Annotated in this window: 20 protein-coding genes; 8 read left to right on the top strand and 12 right to left on the bottom strand. The window is 73.0% G+C overall.

What is annotated here, in order from left to right:
• Positions 1 to 95: 95 nt before the first annotated feature.
• A complete protein-coding gene (locus AOM46_RS30140; protein ID WP_062217711.1) occupies positions 96 to 1,877 on the bottom strand; it encodes an ABC transporter ATP-binding protein in 1,782 nt (593 codons plus the stop codon).
• Positions 1,874 to 3,688 (bottom strand): ABC transporter ATP-binding protein, encoded by a 1,815-nt coding sequence (locus tag AOM46_RS30135; protein WP_062217708.1) that lies wholly within the window; start codon positions 3,686 to 3,688, stop codon positions 1,874 to 1,876. The genes AOM46_RS30140 and AOM46_RS30135 overlap by 4 nt, the downstream gene beginning before the upstream one ends.
• A 284-nt stretch (positions 3,689 to 3,972) precedes the next feature.
• Here AOM46_RS30135 and AOM46_RS30130 point away from each other — a divergent pair, with 284 nt between their 5' ends.
• From AOM46_RS30130 to AOM46_RS30115, 3 genes are all read left to right on the top strand, one after another.
• Positions 3,973 to 4,560 carry a DUF6886 family protein gene (locus AOM46_RS30130; RefSeq protein ID WP_062217961.1) on the top strand — a complete coding sequence of 196 codons (588 nt, stop codon included), beginning with the start codon at positions 3,973 to 3,975 and terminating at the stop codon, positions 4,558 to 4,560.
• A 969-nt stretch (positions 4,561 to 5,529) separates the two neighbouring features.
• Entirely contained in the window at positions 5,530 to 7,509 is a 1,980-nt protein-coding gene (locus AOM46_RS30120; RefSeq protein WP_062217703.1) for a glycoside hydrolase family 9 protein, read from the top strand.
• A 151-nt stretch (positions 7,510 to 7,660) separates the two neighbouring features.
• Positions 7,661 to 8,140 (top strand): hypothetical protein, encoded by a 480-nt coding sequence (locus tag AOM46_RS30115; RefSeq protein WP_062217700.1) that lies wholly within the window; start codon positions 7,661 to 7,663, stop codon positions 8,138 to 8,140.
• Positions 8,141 to 8,282: 142 nt separating this feature from the next.
• On the opposite strand, the gene AOM46_RS30110 is transcribed toward AOM46_RS30115, so the two are convergent.
• Positions 8,283 to 8,873: a lytic polysaccharide monooxygenase gene (locus AOM46_RS30110; protein ID WP_062217697.1), complete on the bottom strand. Its 591-nt coding sequence runs from the start codon at positions 8,871 to 8,873 to the stop codon at positions 8,283 to 8,285.
• Between the two features lie 123 nt (positions 8,874 to 8,996).
• On the opposite strand from AOM46_RS30110, the gene AOM46_RS30105 reads away from it, so the two are divergent.
• Positions 8,997 to 10,130 (top strand): LacI family DNA-binding transcriptional regulator, encoded by a 1,134-nt coding sequence (locus tag AOM46_RS30105; RefSeq protein WP_078857340.1) that lies wholly within the window; start codon positions 8,997 to 8,999, stop codon positions 10,128 to 10,130.
• A 314-nt stretch (positions 10,131 to 10,444) separates the two neighbouring features.
• On the opposite strand, the gene AOM46_RS30100 is transcribed toward AOM46_RS30105, so the two are convergent.
• Positions 10,445 to 12,016, bottom strand: a complete 1,572-nt coding sequence (locus AOM46_RS30100; protein ID WP_199824090.1) for an NAD(P)/FAD-dependent oxidoreductase — start codon at positions 12,014 to 12,016, stop codon at positions 10,445 to 10,447.
• 155 nt (positions 12,017 to 12,171) lie between these two features.
• Here AOM46_RS30100 and AOM46_RS30095 point away from each other — a divergent pair, with 155 nt between their 5' ends.
• Both AOM46_RS30095 and AOM46_RS30090 read left to right on the top strand, forming a co-directional pair.
• Complete coding sequence (locus tag AOM46_RS30095) at positions 12,172 to 14,028, top strand: ABC transporter ATP-binding protein (RefSeq protein ID WP_062217687.1); 1,857 nt, start codon at positions 12,172 to 12,174, stop codon at positions 14,026 to 14,028.
• A 105-nt stretch (positions 14,029 to 14,133) separates the two neighbouring features.
• Positions 14,134 to 15,003, top strand: a complete 870-nt coding sequence (locus AOM46_RS30090; RefSeq protein WP_062217684.1) for an alpha/beta hydrolase — start codon at positions 14,134 to 14,136, stop codon at positions 15,001 to 15,003.
• A 10-nt stretch (positions 15,004 to 15,013) separates the two neighbouring features.
• Here AOM46_RS30090 and AOM46_RS30085 read toward each other — a convergent pair whose 3' ends face one another.
• The 5 genes from AOM46_RS30085 to AOM46_RS30065 form a co-directional block, all read right to left on the bottom strand.
• A complete protein-coding gene (locus tag AOM46_RS30085; protein ID WP_062217681.1) occupies positions 15,014 to 15,658 on the bottom strand; it encodes a TetR/AcrR family transcriptional regulator in 645 nt (214 codons plus the stop codon).
• 91 nt (positions 15,659 to 15,749) lie between these two features.
• Positions 15,750 to 16,151: an NUDIX domain-containing protein gene (locus AOM46_RS30080; RefSeq protein ID WP_062217678.1), complete on the bottom strand. Its 402-nt coding sequence runs from the start codon at positions 16,149 to 16,151 to the stop codon at positions 15,750 to 15,752.
• Positions 16,152 to 16,251: 100 nt separating this feature from the next.
• The gene (locus AOM46_RS30075; RefSeq protein WP_062217675.1) at positions 16,252 to 16,644 is read right to left on the bottom strand and encodes a VOC family protein; all 393 of its coding nucleotides are present in this window, start codon (positions 16,642 to 16,644) and stop codon (positions 16,252 to 16,254) included.
• Positions 16,645 to 16,673: 29 nt separating this feature from the next.
• Positions 16,674 to 17,102 (bottom strand): PPOX class F420-dependent oxidoreductase, encoded by a 429-nt coding sequence (locus tag AOM46_RS30070; protein ID WP_062217672.1) that lies wholly within the window; start codon positions 17,100 to 17,102, stop codon positions 16,674 to 16,676.
• Positions 17,103 to 17,116: 14 nt separating this feature from the next.
• Complete coding sequence (locus AOM46_RS30065; protein WP_062217670.1) at positions 17,117 to 18,199, bottom strand: DUF2332 domain-containing protein; 1,083 nt, start codon at positions 18,197 to 18,199, stop codon at positions 17,117 to 17,119.
• A 264-nt stretch (positions 18,200 to 18,463) separates the two neighbouring features.
• Here AOM46_RS30065 and AOM46_RS30060 point away from each other — a divergent pair, with 264 nt between their 5' ends.
• Together AOM46_RS30060 and AOM46_RS30055 are read left to right on the top strand one after the other, a co-directional pair.
• Positions 18,464 to 19,129, top strand: coding sequence for a ThuA domain-containing protein (locus tag AOM46_RS30060; RefSeq protein WP_062217667.1), 666 nt, complete (start codon positions 18,464 to 18,466; stop codon positions 19,127 to 19,129).
• 34 nt (positions 19,130 to 19,163) lie between these two features.
• Positions 19,164 to 19,676 carry an O-acetyl-ADP-ribose deacetylase gene (locus AOM46_RS30055; protein ID WP_107080224.1) on the top strand — a complete coding sequence of 171 codons (513 nt, stop codon included), beginning with the start codon at positions 19,164 to 19,166 and terminating at the stop codon, positions 19,674 to 19,676.
• Positions 19,677 to 19,707: 31 nt separating this feature from the next.
• Here the strand turns inward: AOM46_RS30055 and AOM46_RS30050 are convergent, their stop codons facing one another.
• From AOM46_RS30050 to AOM46_RS30040, 3 genes are read right to left on the bottom strand one after another with little or no spacing between them, the layout of a single operon-like run.
• Positions 19,708 to 20,769: a questin oxidase family protein gene (locus AOM46_RS30050; RefSeq protein ID WP_062217660.1), complete on the bottom strand. Its 1,062-nt coding sequence runs from the start codon at positions 20,767 to 20,769 to the stop codon at positions 19,708 to 19,710.
• Positions 20,770 to 20,778: 9 nt separating this feature from the next.
• Positions 20,779 to 21,504 (bottom strand): lactate utilization protein C, encoded by a 726-nt coding sequence (locus AOM46_RS30045; protein ID WP_078857339.1) that lies wholly within the window; start codon positions 21,502 to 21,504, stop codon positions 20,779 to 20,781.
• Positions 21,501 to 22,982, bottom strand: a complete 1,482-nt coding sequence (locus AOM46_RS30040; RefSeq protein ID WP_062217959.1) for a lactate utilization protein B — start codon at positions 22,980 to 22,982, stop codon at positions 21,501 to 21,503. Before AOM46_RS30040 ends, AOM46_RS30045 begins: the two co-directional genes overlap by 4 nt.
• Between the last annotated feature and the right edge of the window lie 6 nt (positions 22,983 to 22,988).

The raw sequence follows: 22,988 nt of genomic DNA, 5'->3' as shown, positions 1-22,988 counted from the left end.
CCCGAAGCTCCGGCGGACGGGCGGTCGCCGGGACGGGCCAGGGCCCGCCCCCCTGTGGGGGACAGGCCCTGGCGGGCGATGCGGGGACGGCCCGGTCAGCCGTGCCAGGACCGCCACAGCGCGGCATACGCGCCGTCAGCGGCCACCAGCTCGTCATGGCTGCCCAGCTCCGTGATCCGCCCGTGCTCCACCACCGCGATCACATCGGCGTCATGCGCGGTGTGCAGCCGGTGCGCGATGGCGATCACCGTCCGCCCCTCCAACACCCGGCCGAGCGACCGCTCCAGATGCCGCGCCGCACGGGGATCGAGCAGCGAGGTCGCCTCGTCCAGCACCAGGGTGTGCGGGTCCGCCAGCACCAGGCGCGCCAGTGCGATCTGCTGAGCCCGCGCCGGAGTCACCGTCAGCGCGCCCGAACCGACCTCGGTGTCCAGCCCCTCCGGCAGCTCCCGCACCCAGCCGGCCGCGTCCACGGCGCCGAGCGCCGCCCACAGCTCCGCGTCCGTCGCGTCCGTCCTGGCCAACAGCAGGTTGTCCCGCAGCGGGCCGACGAACACATGGTGCTCCTGGTTCACCAGGGCCACCCGCTCACGCACCCGCTCCGCCGTCATCGCGGCCAGCCGGGCGTCGCCCAAGGTCACCGAGCCGGTGCGCGGACCGTAGATCCCCGCCAGCAGCCGCCCCAGCGTCGACTTCCCGGCACCGGAGGGACCCACCAGCGCGATCCTGGTCCCGGCGGCCACATCCAGGGTCACGTCATGCAGCACATCGACGTCCGCCTCGTATCCGAAACGCACCTCGTCGGCCAGCAGATCGCGCCCCTCGGGCGCCAGCGAGGGGTCCCCCCGGTCCTCCTCGACCTCACGCACCCCGACCAGCCGCGCCAGCGACACCCGGGCCACCTGCAGCTCGTCCATCCACCGCAGGATCATCCCCACCGGCTCGACCATCAGCTGCGTCAACAGCGCACCCGTGGTCAGCTGCCCCACGGACATCCACCCCTCGATGACAAACCAGCCACCGAGCAGCAGCACCCCGCTCAACAGCGAGGCGTGGTAGACGTTGATCGCCGGAATCAGGACCGACCGCAGCCAGAGCGTGTACCGCTCCCAACTGGTCCATTCGGCCACCCGGCGGTCGGAAAGGGCGATCCGCTCCCGTTCAAGACGGTGCGACTCGATGGTCCGCCCGGCGTCCACCGTCTCGGCCAACGCCGCCGCCACCGCCGCATAGCCCGCGGCCTCCGACCGATAGCCGGCCGGCGCCCGCCGGAAGTACCAGACGCACACGCCCAGCAACAGCGGCAGGGCCAGCAGGATCGCCAGTCCCAGTACGGGCGCCGTGGCCACGATGCCGCCCATCAGCAGCCCAGCCCAGACCACCGCGATCGACATCTGCGGCAGCGCCTCGCGCATCGCCTTGGCCAGCCGGTCCACATCCGTGTTGATCCGGGCCAGCAGATCCCCGGTGCCCGCGCGCTCCAGCACGCCCGGCGGCAGCGCGACCGAGCGGACCAGGAAGTCCTCCCGCAGGTCGGCCAGCATTCGCTCGCCCAGCACCGCGCCCCGCAGCCGCACCATGCGGACGAAGACCGCCTGGAGGGCGAGCGCCACCGCGAACACGGACAGGTTGCGCCCCAGATGCAGCTCGCGTGACCCGTCCGCGAGATCCTGCACGACGTTCCCCAGCAGGATGGGCCCCACCATCGAGGCCAGCACCGCCGCCGCGTTCACCGCGATCAGGATCGCGAACGCCCGTCGGTGGCGGCGCAGCAGCTCGCGCACATAGGCGCTCACCGTCGCCCGGCCCGCCACCGGCAGGGTCGTCGTGTGCTCGGTGCTGGCCGGATCGTACTCCGGCGGTCTGACGCCGATCATGCGGACTCCTCGGCAAGGTGAACGTTTTCCACGTCCGCCAACTCGTGCTCGGTCTTCTGGTCCTGCTCCACCTCACGGGTGACCACGGCCCGGTAGGCGGGCGCCCCGCGCAGCAGCTCCCGGTGCGTGCCGCAGGCGATCACCCCGCCCTCGTGGACGAAGAGCACCTCGTCCGCGCGGTCCAGCATCAGCGGGCTGGAGGTGAACACCACGGTGGTGCGCCCGGCCCGCGCCTCCCGCAGGCCCTCGGCGATCCCGGCCTCGGTGTGCGCGTCCACCGCCGATGTCGGCTCGTCGAGCACCAGCACCTCCGGATCGGTGATCAGCGAACGCGCCAGCGCCAGCCGCTGCCGCTGCCCGCCCGAGAGCGCACGGGCCCGCTCGGTGATCGCCCCGCGCATCGGATCCCGGCTGCCGTCCCTGGTCGCCCGGGACAGCGCCTCCAACACGTCGTGACAGTGCGCGGCGGCCAGCGCCGCCTTGGCATCGGTCCGCCCCGACGAGGGGACGTCAAGCAGCTCGGCGAGGGTGCCGGACAGCAGCACCGGATCCTTGTCCTGCACCAGCACCGCCGTGCGCGCCGCGACCAGCGGCACCTCGTTCAGCGGCACCCCGCCGAGCCGCGCCGACGGCTCCTCCTGAGGCACGGCCGGATGGCCGCCAAGACGCTCCGCCAGCCGCTCGGCGGCGTCCGGATCGCCACAGACCACGGCGGTGAACCGGCCCTGGACGGCGCGCAACCCGGTGGCCGGATCGGTCAGATCGCCGCCGAGCGGCGCGTCCGGCGCGATCGGGGCCGACGGCTCGTCGGACAGCTCCCGGCGCAGCCCCAGCACCCGCACCGCACGCTTGGCGGACGGCCGGGAGAAGGTGAAAGCCATCGCCATCTCGGTGAACAGACGGAGCGGGAACATCAGAAAGGTGACGGCCCCGTAGACGGTCACCAACTCGCCCGGGCTCAGCCGCCCGTCGAGCGCCAGCGTGGCGCCCTGCCAGACCACCCCGATCAGCAGCAGTCCCGGCAGTACCACCTGGACGGCGTCGATCAGCGACCACATCCGGGCATTGCGCACCGAGGCGGCCCTGACCTCCTGCGAGGCCCTGCGGTAACGGCTGAGGAACAGCTCCTCGCCGCCGATCCCGCGCAGCACCCGCAGCCCCGCCACGGTGTCCGAGGCCAACTCGGTGGCCCGCCCCGACTTGCCCCGTTCGAAGTCCGCGCGGCGGGTGGCCGCGGGCAGCAGCGGGAAGACGCTCAGCACCACGGCCGCCACCCCGCCGGCGACCAGCAGCCCGAGCCGCGGCTCGTACCAGATGAGCCCGGCGCAGACGGAGACCGCGACCACCACGGCGGCGGCGAAACGCGAGAACGTCTCCACGAACCAGCCAATTTTCTCCACGTCTCCCGTGGAGACCTTCACCACCTCACCGGCCGCCACCCGGCGGGTGAGCACCCCACCCAGCTCGGCGGTCTGGCGGGCGAGCAGCTGCTGCACGCGCGCGGCCGCCGTGATCCAGTTGGTGACCGCGGCGCGGTGCAGCATGGTGTCGGCGAACGCCATCACCAGCGTGATGGCCAGCAGCAGCAGTCCGATGGCGAGAAGCCGTCGGCCGGAGCCGTCGACCACCGCGGAGATCGCCAACCCGGTGGCGACGGGCAGGCTGGCGATGGCCGTGATGTGGAGTGTGCCCCATCCCAGGGCCCTCAGCTGGCCACCGAGTTGGCGGCGGAAGAGCCAGACCAGAAAACGAAAACCCGACCTCACGTCCGGTTGGCCGGGGTCGGTATGCGGAAGATCGCGAATCTGCATGACATCCCAGAGTCAGTGCGTTTGGGAATTGGGCAACCTTGCAAGAGTCACCGTCCTGGGTGCCGAAAATCAATGGGTTTTTCCCCTGGTGGGAGCCGCGCCCCCCGGCTTGACATGTGCCCCGGGCGTGGTGCTCCGGTGAACCTCCGGCGATAGGACCGTGGCGCGGTCGATTGGCTGAAAGTCATCGGTCCTCGCGCGATGGCCGCCCGGGATCCTTCGGCGGATCCCGGCGGACCGTTCGGCCGTTCGGCCCGCTCCCCGAGCGCTGCGAAGATATGATCATGCGCCCCGCAGCAGGTGAGGTCCTGCACTTCTCCGAGGATTCCGACATCAGACTCTTCCGCCCGCACATCGCGGCGAGCGCCCGGCGGATGGAGGCCCTGGTCTGGGCCGTCGACGCCGCCCGCGCCCCGGACTACTGGTTCCCCCGGCAGTGCCCCCGCGCCATGGTCTGGGCACGGGCCAGCAGCTCCCGCGCCGACCGCGCCCGGTTGATCGGCGACGGTGGCGGCGAACGCGTGCACGCCATCGAGTACGGCTGGCTGCCGGCCCTGCAGCAGGTGAAGCTCTTCGCCTACCGCCTGCCCGCCGCCTCCTTCCGCCCCATCGGGGCGGAGTCGCACGCCTTGGTCGCCCGGGAGGAGGTCGCCCCGCTGGGGCCGCCCGAACCGGTGGGGGACCTGCTCGCGCTGCACCGCGAGGCCGGCATCCAGCTGCGGCTCTACGACAACCTCTGGCCGTTCTGGGACGCGGCCGCCGGCAGCACCCTCGGGCACAGCGCGATCCGGATGCGCAACGCCCGACCCCGGCCGGAGCGGGTCGATCCCCGACGGCCGAGCGACCCCCACCCGCCGACGCTGATCGGCTGACTCCACAGCTCGAACGCGGCCCGGCCGGCAACGGCCGGGCCAACGCCCTTGGTGCCGCGCGGCGTTCACTCCTCGCACGGCCCGCGCCTGGCGGCCGGTCCTTCGCCGCCGACTTTGTTTGAGAAAAGAATGCGCGGGCGGTTGACGGCGCCCTGCTGTGCTTCCACTATGAGGTCAACCACCAAGTGGGAGCGCTCCCACCCGGGGGCGGCATGCGCCTCCCACGCGGTGGTGGTTCTCGGATCGTTGACCAGGAAACGAGAAGGGCAGCCAACATGCCACCCCCCGAAGGTTCCACCGGCGTATGCCGGACTCTCAGCACCGACGACGAGGCCGCGGGTGGGGACGATGCCGCCGAACGCGGCGCGTCCCCCGAGGGCGGGGCGTGCGTGACGGCGCCCCCGGGGCCCGGTCGTGACCTCCGTCCGCTGCTGCGGCTCCGGGTGCGTGAGGTCAACCGGCGCAGCGACTTCAACCGCCGTAGCCGGGGCGTCGGTTGACCGGTCCGTACGGGCCGGTCGCCCTCGGACCTCGACGGCGATGGTGAACACCCGCTCTCCACCGTGGTGTCAGCCGCTCCGGACCCCCTGCGGGAGGGGGTAGTCCGGTGGGCAGCGGGATCCGGCCGGTTCGCCCCCGTCAGGGACGGGCGGGGGCGAACCGGCGTCAACCGGGACGCGCGTCCCGGTGGTGTGGTGGTCCGTTCGTCGGACCACGGTGTCGGAGGGGGAGTGCGGGGGCCGCTTCCTCGTCGACGGGTTCCAGCCCGCGGGAACCGCAGGAACGGGAAACCTTGACGGGGGCATGACCCCCCTGCAATATGAGGCTGCCGTCGCCGGGTGGGAGCGCTCCCAATCCGACCGTCAACCACCCATAGGGGTGCGAGGCGGTCACCACCCGGCGGCGGTTCTCCGTCGGACTCCCAGGATCGAGCCACTGATGTCTCCTCAACCCCTCAGGGATCACCGCATGTCACCCTCGGGACCCCGGCCGTCGCGTGGACGCGTCCGGACCGCCGTCTTAGCCGCGGCCGCGCTCGCCGCCGGCCTGCTACTGCCGTCCGCCGGCCAGGAGGCGCGCGCGGAGCCGGTCGTCGAGGTGGCCGCGCCCGCGTTCGCCTACGCGGAGGCGCTGCAGAAGTCGATGTTCTTCTACGAGGCGCAGCGCTCCGGCGCGCTGCCCGCGGACAACCGGGTGAGCTGGCGCGGCGACTCCGCTCTCGACGACGGCGCCGATGTGGGTCTCGACCTCACCGGTGGCTGGTACGACGCGGGAGACCACGTCAAGTTCGGCCTGCCGATGGCCGCTTCGGCCACCCTGTTGGCGTGGGGTGGCCTGGCTGCGGGTGAGGGGTACGAGCAGGCCGGGCAGTTGGAGTATCTGAAGGGCAATCTGCGCTGGGTGAACGACTACTTCATCCGGGCGCATCCGGAGCCCGACGTGCTCTACGCGCAGGTGGGCGATGGCGCGGAGGACCACCGGTGGTGGGGGCCGGCCGAGGTGATGCCCATGGAGCGGCCGGCCTACCGGGTGGACGCCGACTGCCCGGGCTCCGACGTGGCCGGCGAGACGGCGGCCGCGATGGCCGCCTCCTCGTTGCTGTTCGCCGAGGACGATCCCGCCTACGCCGCCGAACTGGTGACGCACGCCGAGCAGCTGTACGCCTTCGCCGACGAGCATCGCGGCGTCTACTCGGACTGTGTGCCGGCCGGCGACTTCTACCGGTCCTGGTCCGGCTACCAGGACGAACTGGTCTGGGGCGCCTATTGGTTGTACAAGGCGACCGGGGACGCCGACTATCTGGCGAAGGCCGAGGCCGAGTACGACGCGCTGGCCACCGAGCCGCAGTCGGAGCTGCGCAGCTATCGGTGGACGCTCGCCTGGGACGACAAGTCCTATGGCGCGTACGCGCTGTTGGCGATGGAGACGGGCGATCCGAAGTACGTGGCGGACGCCAACCGCTGGCTCGACTTCTGGACGGTGGGGGTGAACGGCGAGCGTGTGCGCTACTCACCCGGCGGCCAGGCGGTGCTGGACACCTGGGGATCGCTGCGGTACGCCGCCAACACCTCGTTCGTCGCCCTGCTGTACGGGGACTGGCTGGCCGGTACGGACGCCGAACGGGCGGCGCGCTACCGGGAGTTCGGGCAGGCCCAGATCGACTACGCGCTGGGTGACAACCCCCGGGGCGCCAGCTATGTGGTGGGGTTCGGGGAGGATCCGCCGCGCGATCCGCACCACCGCACGGCGCACGGTTCCTGGACGGATCAGCTGACCGTGCCCGAGGCCAGCCGTCATGTGCTCTACGGCGCTCTGGTGGGCGGCCCCTCCGCACCCGACGACGCCTATGAGGACGACCGCCAGGACTATGTGGCCAACGAGGTGGCGACCGACTACAACGCGGGCTTCTCCGGCGCCCTGGCCTATCTGACGGGGGTGCACGGCGGCGCCCCGCTGCCGGACTTCCCACCGGTGGAGGAGCCGGACGGGGACGAGGTCTATGTCGAGGCCGGCACCAACGCGACGGGGGACACCTTCACCGAGGTGCGGGCGACGCTGCGCAACGTCTCCGCCTTCCCGGCCCGTTCGCTCGACCGGGCCTCGGTGCGTTACTGGTTCACCCTCGACGAGGGCGTCGATCCCGACGGAATCACTCTGACCTCGGGGTATCACGAGTGTCCCGAGTTGGAGAGCGCGGTCGTCCGGGCGGCCGGGGATCTCTACTACGCGGAGCTCAGCTGCACCGGCCGCTCGATCTATCCGGGCGGGCAGTCCGCGCACCGGGCCGAGGTGCAGTTCCGGGTGACCGGCGGTCCCGACTGGGACCCGGAGAACGACTGGTCCTACCAGGGGTTGGGGGCGGAACCAGCGGTTTCCTCCTACCTCACGGCTTATGAGGATGGCGTTCTGGTTTCGGGAATTGAGCCCGCGGCAGTGGTGGGGCCGTGAGCATGACATGTTGGGCGCGGCCTTCCATACAAGGAGTGAAAGCATGAATGTGCGGTTCTCCTCGCCTCGGGCGAGTTCTCCCTCCGTCGACGGGCAGCCTGATCGTGTCGAGGCGACTCAGGCGCTCAGAACTCTGGCGGCGCTTCGGATCGTGACCGGCGCGATCTTCCTCTGGGCCTTCCTGGACAAGACGTTCGGACTGGGGTACGCGACCTCGTCCGAGAACGCCTGGCTGCAGGGCGGTTCGCCGGCGAAGGGCTATCTGGCGTCGGTCTCGGTGGGCCCGCTGGAGTCGACGTTCCACTCGTGGTCCGGCGAGATGATCATCGACTGGCTCTACATGGGGGGCATGGCGGGACTCGGCCTGTCCCTGGTGCTCGGCATAGGGCTGCGGGTCACCGCCATCGCCGGTCCGCTGATGATGCTGATGCTGTGGCTCGGTGAGTTCCCGCTGGCCAAGCATGCCTCGGACGGTTCGCCGACCATGTCGCCGAACCCGCTGGTCGATTCCCATGTGGTCTACGCCGGCGTGATGATCGTGGTGGCGCTGTTCTCCGCGGGGCGCGTCTGGGGCCTTGGCTCGTGGTGGGAGCGGACCCCGCTGGTGGCGAGTTACCCCTGGCTGCGCTGACGCGTGGTCGGGGCCGGCCGGGACGTTGGGCGCCTGCCGCGCGCCAGGTGCCCCGGCCGGTTGAAGGCGGCGGGTGCCCGGGGAGTGTGTCTCTCCTCCCCGCGCACCCGCGTCAAACCCGTACACACCCGGGCTGGAGGCGTCAGAAATTCACATCCGAGCAGGCGTAGAACGCGTTACCGGTGTCGGCGACGTTCCAGACCGCCAGGATGAGATGGCGGCCGGACTTCTGGGGCACCGTGCCCTGGTGGTGCTCGGTGTCGCCGGGCCGGGCGCCGTTCAGCGGCACCGTCAGGAACGGCTGGGGCTCCAGGTCCGCGCGGGTGAGCGGCTGGGACGGGTTGTACCCGTCCCTGGTGATGTAGTAGTCGAACTCGCTGGTGCTGTGCCCCACGGTGAAGGTCCAGCTGAAGGTGACGTTCTGGCCGGGCGAGAGGTTCGTGGCCGGCCAGGTGCCGCCTCGGGGGTCGTCCAGCTCGGCGAACCGGCTGTTGCCGCCGGAGCAGATGGTGCCGTCGGCGGGTCCGGCGCCGGGGAAGCCCTTGGGGCCCTCGACGCTCTGCGGTTCCCAGACGATCGCGCCACAGTTGTCCACCGCGCCCTGGGCGCACTGCTGTTGGCGGCTCGACGGGCTGGTGGTGTAGCCGTGGCCCTGGGCGGTCGTGCCCGTGGCGAACACCGTCGCCAGGGCGAGACCGGCCCCGGCTGCGGCGGTGAGGACTTTCTTGCGCATTATTCGCTCCCGGAGGTTGTGGGGGAGGAGCGCTCCAAAGGGGGATTTTCGCGGTCTAGACCAAGGCTGACGTTACTGCGAGGTTTTCGTCATGTCCAGACCAATGAATCGTGAGGGTTGGTCATGTCCACCAGATCCGTTAGCCAGGCCGAACCGAGGGACGTTCCCGTGTCCAGGGGCACCTCTGGCCCCACCACGCTGCGCCAGGTCGCACGGGCCGCCGACGTCTCGATGGCCACCGTCTCCCGGGTGCTCGCCGGCAACTACCCCGTGGCGCAACGCACCCGACAACGGGTGCTGAGGGCCGTTCAGGAGCTCGACTACGTCGCCAACACCCACGCCCGCGCCCTCCGCGGACACGCCACCCCGACGATCGCCCTGGTCCTGGACGACCTGCGCCAGGAACCGGTGGCCAGGATCGCGCACGGCGCCGAGGAGGAGGCCGCCCGCAACGGCCGCAGCTGCCTGATCGCCACCACCCAGGGCGAAAGGGAACGCGAACGCGCCGTGCTGCGGGCCATGCGCCAGCAGGGCGCGGGCGCCGTCGTCCTCATCGGCGGCGGCTCCCAGGACCCGCACCACCACGCCGAGTTGTCCCATATCGCCGGCTCACTGGCCGCCGCGGGATCCCGGCTGGTGTTCTGCGGACGACCGGCCCCCGACGACGCGGCGCCGGCCACCGTGGTGGAGTACGACAACGAGGGCGGCGCCTACGCCGTGGTCAGCCGCCTTCTGGTGCAGGGCCACCGACGCGTCCTCTTCCTGGGGCCCACCGACACCGCGTCCACCTCCACCACCGCCGGCCGACTGGCCGGCTACCGCAGGGCGTTGGCCGACTTCGACCTCCCGTTCCGCCCCGAACTGCTGGTCGGCGGCGGGTCCGGCCGTGCCGAGGCGCGCGACCGGCTCTCCCGCCGGCTGGCCGGCGGCTCCGACTTCACGGCCGTCTTCGCCGTCTCCGACCCCGCCGCCTCCGGCGCGCTGGCCGCCCTGCGGGCCGCCGGCCGCCGCGTCCCCGACGATGTCTCGCTGGTCGGCTACGGCGACGCCGACTGCGCCACCGACATGCTGCCCCAGCTCACCACCGTCCACGTGCCCTACGCCGAACTCGGCCGTACCGCCGTGCGGTTGGCCCTCGGCCTCGGCGCCGGCACGGTCTCGGCGGCCGACCAGCGCGCCCTCCTCGGCACCCATGTGGTGCTCCGCGACTCCACCGCCCCGCCGCCGCGCCGCCCCCCGGCCGACGCGCGCCGCTGAACCCGCGCCGCCGGCGGCCCGCGCCGGGCAGCGCCGTCCCGGGCTCGGCGATCCGGCCGAGGTGCGGGTGCACGATCTGGAACAGCCGCTCTCCTCCGCCGCCGACTCCTCCCTCGACAAAGTCGCCCGCGCCCGGTGTTCCACCCTGTCGAGCGCCGCGCCCAACCGCCGCGCGAACTCCGCCGGGCGCTGGTCACCGACCTGGTGGTCGACCGGCTGGTGGAGCCCCGGCCCGTCGACGAGCCGCGCCGGATCGACCCCGCACACCCACCGGCGGCTCAGCCGACTGCCCAGCTTCCTCGCCCCGCGCCCGCTCAGCGGCCCAGCGCCGCCATCGCGGCGTTGTGCCCGCCCACGCCGCTGACCCCGCCGCCGCGCACCGCGCCGGCCCCGCACAGCAGGATGTTCGGATGGCCGGTCGCCACCCCCCAACGGTCGCCGGGCCCGTCCCGTTCCGTCTCCCGCCAGGGGAACGCCAGATCGCCGTGGAAGATATGACCGCCCGGCAGCCGCAGCTCGCGCTCCAGATCGCGCGGGGTCTTCGCCTCCACACAGGGCCGACCCCGCTCGTCCACCGCCAGACAGTCGGCGATCGGCTCGGCCAGATGCTCGTCCAGCGCCCGCGTCGTCGCCGCCAACAGCTCCTCCCGCACCTCCCGTTGCCGCCCCTCGTCGCCGGCGAAGAGCCGTTCGGGCGTGTGCAGCCCGAACAGGGTCAGCGTCTGGTAGCCGGCGGCGGCCAGTTCGGGGGCCAGGATCGACGGGTCGGTCAGCGAGTGGCAGTACACCTCGCTCGGCGGCCTCGACGGCAGCCGCCCCTCGGCCGCCTCGGCATACGCCGTCGCCAACTCCCGGTAGCCCTCGGCGATATGGAACGTCCCGGCGAACGCCTCGCGTGGATCGACGGCCGGGTCCCGCAACGCGGGCAGCCGGGTGAGCAGCATGTTCACCTTGAACTGCGACCCCTCGGGGGCCGGCGGCGCGGCCTCGCCCAGCAGCCGTGCCAGCTCGCTCGGGGAGGCGTTCACCAGCGCCAGCTCCGCGCCCAGCCGCCCCTCGGCCCCCGCCGTGCGGTAGCCCACCTCCACCGTCCGCCCGTCCGTTGCCAGGCCCGTCACCTCGTGGCCGACCGCGATCTCGGCGCCCGCCGCGAGGGCGGCGTCGAGCAGCGCCCCGGTCACCGCGCCCATGCCGCCCACCGGCACGTCCCAGTCGCCGGTGCCCTGCCCGATCACGTGGTAGAGAAAGCAGCGGTTCTGCGCCAGCGACGGGTCGTGCGCGTCGGCGAAGGTGCCGATCAGCGCGTCGGTGAGCACCACCCCGCGCACCAGATCGTCCGCGAACCGCTCCTCGATCGTCTCGCCCAGCGGCCGTTCGAACAGCGCCTCCCAGAGGGCCGCGTCGTCGACCTTCGCGCGCAGCTCGGCCCGGGTGGGCAGCGGCTCGGTCAGGGTGGGGAACACCCGGCCGGCCAGCCGCCCGGTCGCGGCGTAGAACTCCCGCCAGGACCGGTACTCCCGCTCGTCCCCGGTGAGCCGGGCGAACGACTCGCGCACCCGCCGCTCCCCGTCGCCGACGAGCAGCCCCGTCGGCCGACCACCCCTGGTGGTCGGGGTGTAGGAGGCGAACGGGCGCCGCCGCAGTTCCAGGCGCAGCCCCAGATCCCGCACGATGCGCTGGGGCAACAGGCTGACCAGATAGGCGAAGCGGGACAGCCGGGCGGCGACCCCGGGGAACGGCGCGCCGGAGACGGCGGCGCCGCCCACGGCGTCCATCCGCTCCAGCACCACCACCCGACGGCCGGCGCCGGCCAGATACGCGGCGGCCACCAGTCCGTTGTGGCCACCCCCGACAATCACCACGTCGTACCGGGAGTGAGAGGGCATGGCTCTTGGTAACACGCGGGGCCACCCACCGGCCACCCGTCCGCACCCGCGTATCCGCCGTGGGCACCGGCACCGACCTGCGCGAAGGGCAGCCCGAACGCGGTCCCCGGTCGTAGGCTGGAGGATCGTCACACCCCCGCACCCTCGAAGGAGCCATGCCCCACCCCGAAACCCCGGGGCCGTCCCACCCCGACGCCCCCGCCCCGCCCCGGCAACCCGCACAGCTGCGCCGTATCGTCCGACTCTTCCGCCCCTACCGAGGCCGACTGGCCGTGGTGGGCCTGCTCGTCGGCGCCTCCTCACTGGTCGGCGTCGCCTCCCCGTTCCTCCTCCGCGAGGTCATCGACGTCGCGCTGCCGCAGCAGCGGACCGACCTCCTGACGCTGCTCGCGCTGGGCATGATCGCCGCGACCGTCACCAGCAGCGTCTTCGGCGTGCTCCAGACGCTGATCTCCACCACCGTCGGCCAGCGGGTGATGCACGATCTGCGCGCCGCCGTCTACGGCAAGCTCCAGCGGATGCCGCTGGCGTTCTTCACCAGGACCCGCACCGGCGAGGTGCAGTCGAGGATCGCCGGCGACATCGGCGGCATGCAGGCCACCGTCACCTCCACGGCCACCTCCCTGGTCTCCAACCTCACGGCCGTGACCGCGACCCTGGTGGCCATGCTGGCCCTGGACTGGCGGCTGACCCTGGTGTCGCTCGCGCTGCTGCCGTTCTTCGTCTGGATCGCACGCCGCGTCGGCCGGGAACGGAAGCGGATCACCGGCCAACGCCAGAAGCAGATGGCCGCGATGGCCGCGATGGTCACCGAATCGCTGTCGGTCAGCGGCATCCTGCTGGGCCGCACCATGGGCCGGTCGGAGGCGCTGACGGACCGCTTCACCGAGGAGTCCGAGAAGCTGGTCGCCCTTGAGGTGCGGGCCAGCATGGCCGGGCGCTGGCGGATGGCCACCATCGGCATGATCATGGGCGCCATACCGCCGCTGCTCTACTGGTCGGCCGGCGCCATGACCCGGTTCGGCGGCTCCGCCCCCTCCATCGGCACCCTCGTCGCCTTCGTCAGCCTGCAGCAGGGCCTGCTGCGCCCCGCCGTCTCGCTGCTGTCCACCGGCGTGGACATCCAGGCGTCGCTGGCGCTGTTCCAACGGGTCTTCGAATACCTCGACCTGCCGGTGGACATCACCGAACGGGCCGAGCCCGTCGCGCTGGAGCGCGCCCGGGGGGAGATCGCCTTCGAACGGGTCTCGTTCCACTACGGCGCCGAGGCGCCGGCCACCCTCAGCGATATCAACCTCACCGTCCCCGCCGGGAGTTCCCTCGCCGTGGTCGGCGCGACCGGAGCCGGCAAGAGCACCCTGGGCTATCTGGTGCCCCGGCTCTACGACGTCACCGAGGGACGGGTCACGCTCGACGGGGTCGACGTCCGGCACCTGGACTTCGCCTCCCTGGCCGGGGCGGTGGGCGTGGTCTCCCAGGAGACCTACCTCCTGCACGCCTCCATCGCCGACAACCTGCGCTTCGCCAAGCCGGACGCGACCAGGACCGAGATCGAGGACGCCGCCCGCGCCGCCCAGATCCACGACCATATCGCCGCCCTTCCGGCCGGCTACGACACGGTGGTGGGGGAGCGCGGCTACCGCTTCTCCGGCGGGGAGAAGCAACGACTGGCGCTGGCCAGAACGATCCTGCGGGACCCGCCGGTCCTGGTGCTGGACGAGGCGACCAGCGCCCTGGACACCCGCACCGAGCTGGCGGTGCAACGCGCCGTCGACGCCCTGTCCGCCGGCCGCACCGTGATCACCATCGCGCACCGGCTCTCCACCGTCCGCGACGCCGACCAGATCGTGCTCCTGGAGGGCGGCCGGATCGCCGAGCGCGGCACCCATACCGAGCTCCTGGCCAGGAACGGACGCTATGCCGCCCTGGTGCGCCGGGACGCGACGGCCTCACCCGGGCCGGGGACGACAGCGGCCGAACCCGGCCAGCCCACGGTGGAACTGACGCCCTGACAGCTCCCTCCGGGCCCCGCCCGGAGGAACGGGACGCACCAAAAACTGTGCGAACGGTCGTGCTAATATCTCGACACAGTCACCACCCGACCGAGGAGACCACCCATGCGGCTCGGCCTCGCCGTGCTTGGCGCGACCCTGAACACCACCGCCCACCTCGCCCCCGGCCTCGCCGCCCGAGGCGCCCTTGGGCTCTTCCGCCGCCCCCGGGGCCGCGTGCCCGTCCGGCCGGCCGAGGAGCCGACCCTGGCCGCCGCCGAACACCGACGCCTGACCGTCGACGGGGTGCCGGTGGCCGTCTACCGCTGGGGCGACGCACCCCGTCCTGTGCTGCTCGTCCACGGCTGGCAGTACCGCGCCTCCCGCTTCGCGCCGCTGGTCGAGGCGCTGCGGCAGCGCGGCCACTCGGTGCTCGCCTTCGACCTGCCGGGCCACGGCGCATCCGGCGGCACCGGCAGCGACCTGCCCGAAATCCGCCGGATCATCGGGGAGTTGGAGCGCCACCACGGCCCGTTCTCCACCGTGCTCGGGCACTCCTTCGGCGGGCTGGCCGCCTGGTACGCGCTGGCCGAGGGCGCGGCCGCCGACCGGCTGGTGATGGTGGGGGCGCCCGGCGACTTCGGCGGGATCCTCGACGGGTACTGCGACCACCTCGGGCTGCGCCCCCGTCTCCGGCTCGCGCTGCGCCGACTGATCGAGCGGCGCTACTTCCCGGGCACCGTCGACCCGCTGAGCGCGCTGGCGGTGACCCACCGGCCCGAACGGCTCACCGCCCCGCTGATGGTGGTGCACGACGAGGACGACCGGGTGGTGCCCGTCGCCGAGGGGCGGCGCACCCACACCACCTACGCCGCCCGGGCCGACGCGCTGTTCACCCGGGGCCTGGGGCACAACCGGATCCTGGCCGACCCCGAGGTGATCGACGCGCTCACCGCGTTCGCCACGGTCGCCGCCACCGGCGATCCGGTGCGGTAGGGCCTGTCCCTCAGGGAGCGTCGGGCAACACGCCCGGGTCGGTGGCCGAGGCGTTCAGCCGGGCGCGGATGGCGACGGCGGCTCGTTGGTAGCCGTCGTCGTCGGCGTGCAGTGCCGAGTCGGCGTTGGCCATCTCCATCAACGCCACCAACTCGAAGGCCAGCTGCGGCACATCGCAGGTCCCGACCAACTGCCCGACCCGCCGGGCCTCTTCGAGCAGGCCCCGCAGAAAGTCGATCCACTCGCCCCTGGCCTCGGCCACCGCGTCCCTGACCGCGCCCGAGCGGGCGCTGAACTCGGCGGAGACCGTGGTGAAGAAACAGCCACCGGGAAACACCCGGTCCCGGGAGTAGGCGAGATAGCTCCGGCACACCCGCCACACCCGCCCCGTTCCGGGCGGTTCGTCGTCCGCCGGGCGGGCGACCTGGGCCACGAACACCGCCTTGGCCGCCCTGACGGTGGCGAGCTGCAGCTCCTCCTTGGAGCCGAAGAGGGCGAACACCCCGCTCTTGCTGAGGCCCAGCTCCGTGGCGATCCGCCCGATGGAGAGCGCGCCGAGACCTTCGACCGAGGCGATCTCCATCGTCCTGCCGAGCACCAGCCGGCGGGACTGGTTCCCCCGCTCGACCCGCCCGTCGATCCGTGCCCCGGCCACCTCGCCCGCCCTTCCGCCACCTGTGCGCCCATCGTACTCGGGGACCGGCCCCCGGCTCCCGCGTCGCCCGGGCGTTCCGACGGCGCCGGGGTCAGCGAAGCCGGCCGTCCCGCGCCAGTTCGTCGAAGACGGCGTGGTCCACGGGCGCGGTGCGGGCCCGGTCGGCGAACGCCAGCCAGGCGATCTCCTCGATCTCGCTGCTGGCCGTCAACGTCCCCCGGTAGTCGCCCGTGTAACAGGCCATCCGCACCAGCGTCCCCTCCGGATGCCCGTGGGCCGCGGCCGTGTAGGTGCCGACATGGCGCGCCGTCATCGGGTCGACGGTCACCGTCAGCTCCTCCCGCACCTCACGCACCAACGTCTCCAGATCACTCTCGCCCGGGGCCCGCTTGCCGCCGGGGATATAGAAAACGTCCTTCCCCTGGGAGCGGGCGCCCAGGATGTGCCCGTCCCGAAGGTGCACCCATGCCACGGTGTCGATCAGCTGCGTCACCGATGCCCGCCTTCCCCACGCTCGCCGCGCCGCGCCGTCCGCGCCGCCTGCCGGGCACGATGGTGCCACGCGGCGTGCGGGGGAGGAGACGCCGGCCGTGCTAGCGGACCGTGGGCGGCACCACGACGGGCGGTTCCGGGGGGAAGACGCAGAACTCGTTGCCCTCGGGGTCGGCGAGCACGTCCCAGGTGACCGTGGCGCCCTCGTTCGTGCGGATCAGGGAGGCGCCCAGGGCCAGCAACTCGTCGGTGTCGCCCCGGACGTCGAGATGCATCCGGTTCTTGCCCGACTTCGCCTCCGGAACAGGATTGATCCAGATCGACGGGCCCTCGCCCTCGGGGTCGTGGATCGGCACGGGCCAGTCGGCGGGCCAGGTCCGCCCGTCCTCCTCCTGGTTGCGGCGCCGGTAGCCCAGCGCGGCACACCACCAGTCGGCGAGGGCCTGATGGTCGACGGCGTCCAGCGCCAGATCCTTGAAACGTGCGGGAGGCATGGGGCCGAGCCTAGGGCCTGTCCCGCGGCTCAGGCGGTGATCTCCGCCTCGGCGACCACCCGTTCGGGCCTGATGCGCACCAGCACCTCGCCCGGCGCCGCGTTGCGGGACCCGAACTCCTCGGCGCGGTCCGCTCCCATGTAGCGGGCGGCGATCCTGGTGGCCCAGGTGCGCAGCTCGCCCGGATCCTCGCTCAGCTCGGCGCGCCCCCTCAGCAGCACGAAGCCGAACGGTGGGTTCTCCTGGTCGACGCAGAAGGCGACCCGGCCGTCCCTGGCCAGATTGCGCCCCTTGACCGTCTGCCTACCGGTGGTCAGCACCACCTCGTCGCCGTCCAGCACGAACCACACCGGCGCGACATGCGGCAGGCCGTCCGACGTCACGGTGGACAACTTGCCGGTGCGGGTGCCGTCGGTGAGGAAGGCCCGCCATTCTTCTGACCGCATCGCGTGTGCCATGGGGCCATCGTGCGTCATCCGTCGGCGCCCAGCCATCGGGCCGGTACGCCGTGCGGGTGGGCGGTCGCCAGTGGCTGCTCGGGCTCGTCCCCCACCCGCACCGACAGCCAGAAGGCCGCCTCGCCGCCCCGGACACCCGGTTCGAAGGCGATATGCGCGAACCCGGCCTCGGGCGTCGCCGAGGCGGCCAGCCGCGCCAACTCCCGTTCCACGGCGGCCCATTCGTCCGTCGACACATACTGGCGCAGCACCGAGTGCCAGACGACCGTCAGCGTCCCCGGCTCGACGTCCACCGTGGACAGGAACTCCGCGGCGCCGGAGGACTGCACCGTGGCCGGCACCTTGGCCGCGACCCGGAGCGCGCCCTCAAGGCGCTCCATCCGGGCGATCTGGTCCGGCCAGACATAGGCGCGCAGGGTCAGCGAGCCCTCGGCGGAGAGCGGGTCTATGGGGGCGAGATCGCAGCCGCGCCGCTCCACGATCCGGAGGGCCTGGTGACGGCGCGCGCCGGCGCGCAGCCAGCCGGGCACCCCGCCCTCCCAGGCGTCGGTGAGCTTCACCGGCGAGTCCATCGGGCCCCAGGCGAACCTGTCCGCCTCGTAGCGGAACTGCTCCGCCCGCAGATTGAGACCACCGCTCGACCCCAGCTCGAAGAGCCGCAGCGGCAGTTGGGCGCTGGGCACGATATGCAGCAGGGCCGCGACCAGCAGGTTGGCGCGGCCGACCTCGTTGGTCTGCGGCGGGCGGGTCAGCCACCGGGCGATCCACGCCGGCTCCTGGGCGACGGCCGCGCGCAGCGCCGGCCAGGCCGCGTCGGGGCGCCCCGGGGTAAGGGTGCCCCCGGCGCTCGGGAAGTGCGCCGCCAGCTCCGGGGCGCGCCCGGTCAGCGCGAGGGCGTGCGCCCCGCCGAGGAACCGCAGCGGCAACGCGTCGTCCAGTCGCACCGTGTGATGCCCCAGCAGCGCTTCGGCGCACGGTCCACCGCGCTCGACGTCCTCCGCGGCCCGTTCCAGCAGCGCGGCGTACAGCGGCGAGCCGAGGCGACCACAGGCCCCGGCCTGTTGCAGGAAGGCCCGGACAACTTGTTCACGGGGCATCGGTACTCCTCACTCAAGGTCGCTCAAGATCATGAGGCCCCACCGGTGGTGAAGGGAAGGGCCAACAGAGGAATAGCCCCGGGATAAGGGCTCACTCGTACTTCTGTGCCCCGAATGTTCGTGCCCATGACACCTTTGTCGACCGACCGGACGATTGCCGTCGGCGCGGTCATCTCCCCATCGCGGCACGGCCGTCGACGGTTGGCCCCGGCGGTGGGTCGGCGGGCCCGTCGGGGGGAGGTAAGCGCGTTCTACGATGGCGCCATGAGTGCTCAGCGGATCATCGTCTTCAGCCGAACCACCGGATTCCGTCATGACTCGATCCCGGACGGCGTCGCCGCCTTCCACGAACTGGGCGCCCGGGAGGGGTTCGCGGTGACCGCGACGGAGGACCCCGAGGAGCTGGCCGACGCCCTGCCGGGGGCCCGCGCCGTCGTCTTCCTGTCCACCAGCGGCGAGGTCCTGACCGACACGTCCCGCGCGGGCCTGCGCGCCTTCCTCGCCGCCGGCGGCGGCTTCGTCGGCGTGCACGGCGCCTCCACCACCGAGTACGACTGGCCCTGGTTCGGCAGCGATGTGGTCGGCGCCGTCTTCGACGGCCATCCGGCGCTGCAGCCGGGCGTCGTCGTCGTGGAGGACCACGACCACCCCGCCACCGCCCACCTGCCCGCACGCTGGGAGTTCACCGACGAGTGGTACAACTTCACCAGCAACCCGCGCCCCCGGGTGCGGGTGCTGGTCAGCGCCGACGAGAGCAGCTACGAGGGCGGCGGGATGGGCGCCGACCACCCCCTGGCGTGGTGCCACACCCTGGCCGGGGGCCGCTCCTTCTACACCGCGCTCGGCCACACCTCCGAGTCCTTCGACGACCCCGCCTTCCGCGCCCATCTGCTGGGCGGGCTGCGCTGGGCGACCGAGCGGCCCGCGTAGCCCCGGCCCGGTCGTGGATGCCACCATGGGGGGCATGCCAGTGGTCACACGTGTACGCGGCGACATCACCCGACAACAGGTGGACGCGGTGGTCAACGCGGCCAACTCCTCGCTGCTGGGCGGCGGCGGAGTGGACGGCGCGATCCACCGCGCCGGCGGGCCCGAGATCCTTGCCGCCTGCCGGGAGCTGCGCGCCGGCCATCTCGGCGGCGGACTCCCCACCGGCCAGGCGGTCGCCACCACCGCCGGCCGGCTGCCCGCCCGTTGGGTGATCCACACGGTGGGCCCGGTCCACTCCACCACCGAGGACCGCTCCGCGCTGCTGGCCTCCTGCTACCGCGAGTCGCTGCGCGTCGCCCAGGAGTTGGGCGCCGCCACGGTGGCCCTGCCGGCGATCTCCACCGGCGTCTACCGCTGGCCCCTCGCCGACGCCGCCCGCATCGCCCTGGACGTCGCGCACCGGGCGGCGGCCGGCGGCGCCTTCACCGAGCTGCGGTTCGTGCTTTTCGACGAGAACGCCTACCGTATCTTCGACCCCGCCGGCTGACCGGCCCCGGGCCCGTCCCGCGGACGGACCGTCAGCCCTCCGGCTCGATCAGCTCCACCGCGCGGCTCGCGGCCACCCCGGGCAACGGGTCGTCGGGATCGGCCTCCCACAGGTCCCACAGGGTGTCGGCCAGCTTGATCACATGCTCGTCGCCGTGCTCCGCCGCCCGGTCGAACATCTCCGCCGCGTCGAGCGGCCCACCGGGCGGCGCCGCCGTCGGGCCGCCGGCCGGCGCGTAGCCGGCGACCACCGCCGCGCTCGCCGCCCAGGCGGCGTCCACGCTCCGGCGCCACAGCGCCGGCGGCAGCGCGGGCAGCGTCCGCAGCACCGCGTTGGGCGCGGTCACCGCGTGCACCAACATCACCGGCCCGCCCCGCGCATGCCCCACGTAGTACCCGGCGGCGGCCCGCACCAGCTCCGCCAACCGCCGCCGCGCGTCGACCGGGTCCGTCGGCAGGGCGCGCTCCCATCCGGGCAGCCCGTCGAGCTGCCCCAACCGGTGGTTGATCCCGCCCGAACGGTCGGCGACGGGCAGCACCGCGCGCAGTGCCGCCGCCGGATCGTCCGCGCCGGGAGGCAGCGGCGTGCGTCGCTCGGGCAGCCGTCGGTGGCGCGCCGCCCAGTAGCCAAGGCCCTCCGCCAGCTCGGCCACCCTCGGCCCCGACGCCCCGTCCGTCAACAGCACCCGCACCGCGTGCCCCACCCGGATCACCGGATGGGTCGACCCGCCCGCGATGCCGGGCAGCAGCCGGGGCCACCACTCCACCAGCACCTCGGGCCACGGCCGCTCCGCGAGCCGTTCGCGGAAGTACACCGACCAGTCCGTCAGATACCGTGCGTCCCCCAGCCGGTCGTGCCAGTTCGCCGCCGTGATCCGCCCGAAGGGCGCCGGCCGGTCCTCCAACCGCCGCTGGTAGGCGTCGATCCAGCGGTGGACCCGCCGCCCCTGCCCCCGGCGCACCAGCGCCTCCACCGCCATCGGACCGTGGTTGGTCAACCATCCGACGAACTCGGGGCCGGTGCGGTGCAGCCGCTCCAGCCCCTCGTCCAACGTGCCGTCCCGCACGCCGTCCTGCCGCTGCGTCTCGTCCATACCCCGACGCTACGCACCGTGCCCCGCCCCGGTAACGGACCCGGGACCCGGTTCGACCAGGCCCCATCGACCTAGACTGGAAGGCCCGGTCGCCGGCTGATCGGTGAGCAGCACCACCTCAAGGCGGCGCGGGCCGTGGACGCCCTCGACGCGGTCGAGTTCGATGTCGCTGGTGGCCGAGGGGCCGGAGATCCAGGTCAGGGGTCGTTCGGGTGCCAGCCGGCGCAGGCCCTGTGGCACGGACTCCACCACCTGGTCCGGCACCCGCACCACACAGATGTGGTGGTCGGGGACCAGCGTGATCTGTCGACGCCCCTGGTCCGGGCCGCCGTCCAGCACCAGCGTGCCGGTCTCGGCGACGGCCACCGCGCAGCCCGTCACCACGCTGTCCACCGCGTCCAGCGCGTGCGGCGTCGCCGACGCCTCGTCCGGCACCCGCCGCACCCCGTCGGCCGCCGCCAACCAGCCCGCCGGCAGGCCGGCGGGCACCAGCACCGAACGGGCCCCGCGCGCCGCCAGCAGACCGGCGATCAGATCGGGCAGCTCGGCCGCCGTCGCCCGATGCACCAACGCCCGGTAGTCCGCCAGGTTCTCCGCCAACAGCTCCACGGCGTCCGCCGGGGCGTGGCTGTCCAGATACGCCCGCTCCACCGGCACCTGGTCCGGCGTCTCCTCGCGCGGCACATCGGCCAGCGCCCGACGCACCCGACCCAACACCACGTCACGCGCGCTCATCGGCCCGTCTCCCGCCGCTCGCCCCGCGTTCTGCGCCACCACTCCCGGAACGGCTCCGCCGGCAGCGGCGGCAGATCACGGGACGCCGTCCACGCCCGCCCGGGGCCCGGCAGCCGCCGCGGCTGCAGGCCCCGCATCCGGCCCGCCAGCCGCTGCCCGGCGCGCAGCACCCCCGGATGGTCCAACGTCCACCGGGCGGCCCGCATCGCCGCCCGCTCCGCCGCGTGCCCGCGCGCCGGCCTGAGCCGCACCCGACGCCCGTTCTCCGCCACCTCGCCGCCCTCCACCACCCGTTCCCGCAGATGCACCAGCACCTCCGGAATGTCGATCGCCACCGGGCACACCTCGTAACAGGCGCCGCAGAGCGACGAGGCATAGGGCAGCGAGGCATCCAACTCGCTGCCCACACCGCGTAGTTGCGGCGTCAGAATGGCGCCGATCGGCCCCGGGTAGGCCGAGCCGTAGGCGTGGCCGCCCGCCCGCTCGTACACCGGGCACACGTTCAGACAGGCCGAACAGCGGATACAGCGCAGCGCCTGGCGCCCCACCGTGTCCGCCAGGGTGTCCGTGCGGCCGTTGTCCAACAGCACCAGATGGAACGCGCGCGGCCCGTCGTCGTCCGTCGTGCCCGTCCACATCGAGGTGTACGGGTTCATCCGCTCGGCCGTCGACGAACGCGGCAACAGCTGGAGGAACACCTCCAGATCGCGCCAGCCGGGCACCACCTTCTCGATGCCCACCACGGAGATCAACGTCTCCGGCAGCGTCAGACACATCCGGCCGTTGCCCTCGGACTCCACCACCACCATGGTGCCCGTCTCGGCCACCATGAAGTTCGCCCCCGACACCGCCACCTTGGCGTCCAGGAACTTCTGCCGCAGGTGCAGCCGCGCCGCCTCCGCCAGATCGGCCGGCCGGTCCGAAAGGCCCTCGGGCGCGGGCCGCCCCCAGTCCGCCATCCGCTCCCGGAAGATGTCGCGGATCTCCCGGCGGTTGCGGTGGATGGCCGGCACCAGGATGTGCGAGGGCAGATCGTCCCCCAACTGCACGATCAGCTCGGCGAGATCCGTCTCGTAGGCGCGCACCCCGGCCCGCTCCAACGCGGCGTTCAGCCCGATCTCCTGCGTCGCCATCGACTTCACCTTGACGACCTCGCGTTCGCCGGTCGCCAGCACCAGCTCCGTGACGATCCGGTTCGCCGCCTCGGCGTCCTCGGCCCAGTGCACCTGGCCGCCGGCCGCGGTGACCGCCGCCTCCAACTGCTCCAGATAGCCGTCCAGATGGCGCAGCGTCCGATCCTTGATCGCCGCCCCCGCGGCCCGCAGCCGCGCCCAGTCCGGCAGCTCCGCCACCGCGCGCGCCCGCTTGTCGCGGATCGTGTGCGTGGCATGCGTCAGATTCGCCCGCAGCTGCCGGTCCCGCGTCGCGGCGGTCGCCGCCCGGGGGAAGGCCGGCATCCCCAGATACGTTCCGCTCACCGTGTC

This window comes from Streptomyces sp. NBRC 109706, assembly GCF_000974485.1.
In the GTDB taxonomy this organism is placed as follows: Bacteria; Actinomycetota; Actinomycetes; order Streptomycetales; family Streptomycetaceae; genus Streptomyces.
Note: the sequence above shows the minus strand (reverse complement) of the source record. Positions and strands in the feature narration are given on the sequence as shown.

Coding starts and splice junctions, on each gene's coding strand:
- AOM46_RS30095 (WP_062217687.1), top strand. CDS start 12,172: ATGCCCCACCCCGAAACCCCGGGGCCGTCCCACCCCGACGCCCCCGCC.
- AOM46_RS30060 (WP_062217667.1), top strand. CDS start 18,464: ATGAGTGCTCAGCGGATCATCGTCTTCAGCCGAACCACCGGATTCCGT.
- AOM46_RS30055 (WP_107080224.1), top strand. CDS start 19,164: ATGCCAGTGGTCACACGTGTACGCGGCGACATCACCCGACAACAGGTG.
- AOM46_RS30130 (WP_062217961.1), top strand. CDS start 3,973: ATGCGCCCCGCAGCAGGTGAGGTCCTGCACTTCTCCGAGGATTCCGAC.
- AOM46_RS30110 (WP_062217697.1), bottom strand. CDS start 8,873: ATGCGCAAGAAAGTCCTCACCGCCGCAGCCGGGGCCGGTCTCGCCCTG.
- AOM46_RS30050 (WP_062217660.1), bottom strand. CDS start 20,769: ATGGACGAGACGCAGCGGCAGGACGGCGTGCGGGACGGCACGTTGGAC.
- AOM46_RS30105 (WP_078857340.1), top strand. CDS start 8,997: ATGTCCACCAGATCCGTTAGCCAGGCCGAACCGAGGGACGTTCCCGTG.
- AOM46_RS30135 (WP_062217708.1), bottom strand. CDS start 3,688: ATGCAGATTCGCGATCTTCCGCATACCGACCCCGGCCAACCGGACGTG.
- AOM46_RS30045 (WP_078857339.1), bottom strand. CDS start 21,504: ATGAGCGCGCGTGACGTGGTGTTGGGTCGGGTGCGTCGGGCGCTGGCC.
- AOM46_RS30065 (WP_062217670.1), bottom strand. CDS start 18,199: ATGCCCCGTGAACAAGTTGTCCGGGCCTTCCTGCAACAGGCCGGGGCC.
- AOM46_RS30070 (WP_062217672.1), bottom strand. CDS start 17,102: ATGGCACACGCGATGCGGTCAGAAGAATGGCGGGCCTTCCTCACCGAC.
- AOM46_RS30140 (WP_062217711.1), bottom strand. CDS start 1,877: ATGATCGGCGTCAGACCGCCGGAGTACGATCCGGCCAGCACCGAGCAC.
- AOM46_RS30075 (WP_062217675.1), bottom strand. CDS start 16,644: ATGCCTCCCGCACGTTTCAAGGATCTGGCGCTGGACGCCGTCGACCAT.
- AOM46_RS30120 (WP_062217703.1), top strand. CDS start 5,530: ATGTCACCCTCGGGACCCCGGCCGTCGCGTGGACGCGTCCGGACCGCC.
- AOM46_RS30090 (WP_062217684.1), top strand. CDS start 14,134: ATGCGGCTCGGCCTCGCCGTGCTTGGCGCGACCCTGAACACCACCGCC.
- AOM46_RS30100 (WP_199824090.1), bottom strand. CDS start 12,016: ATGCCCTCTCACTCCCGGTACGACGTGGTGATTGTCGGGGGTGGCCAC.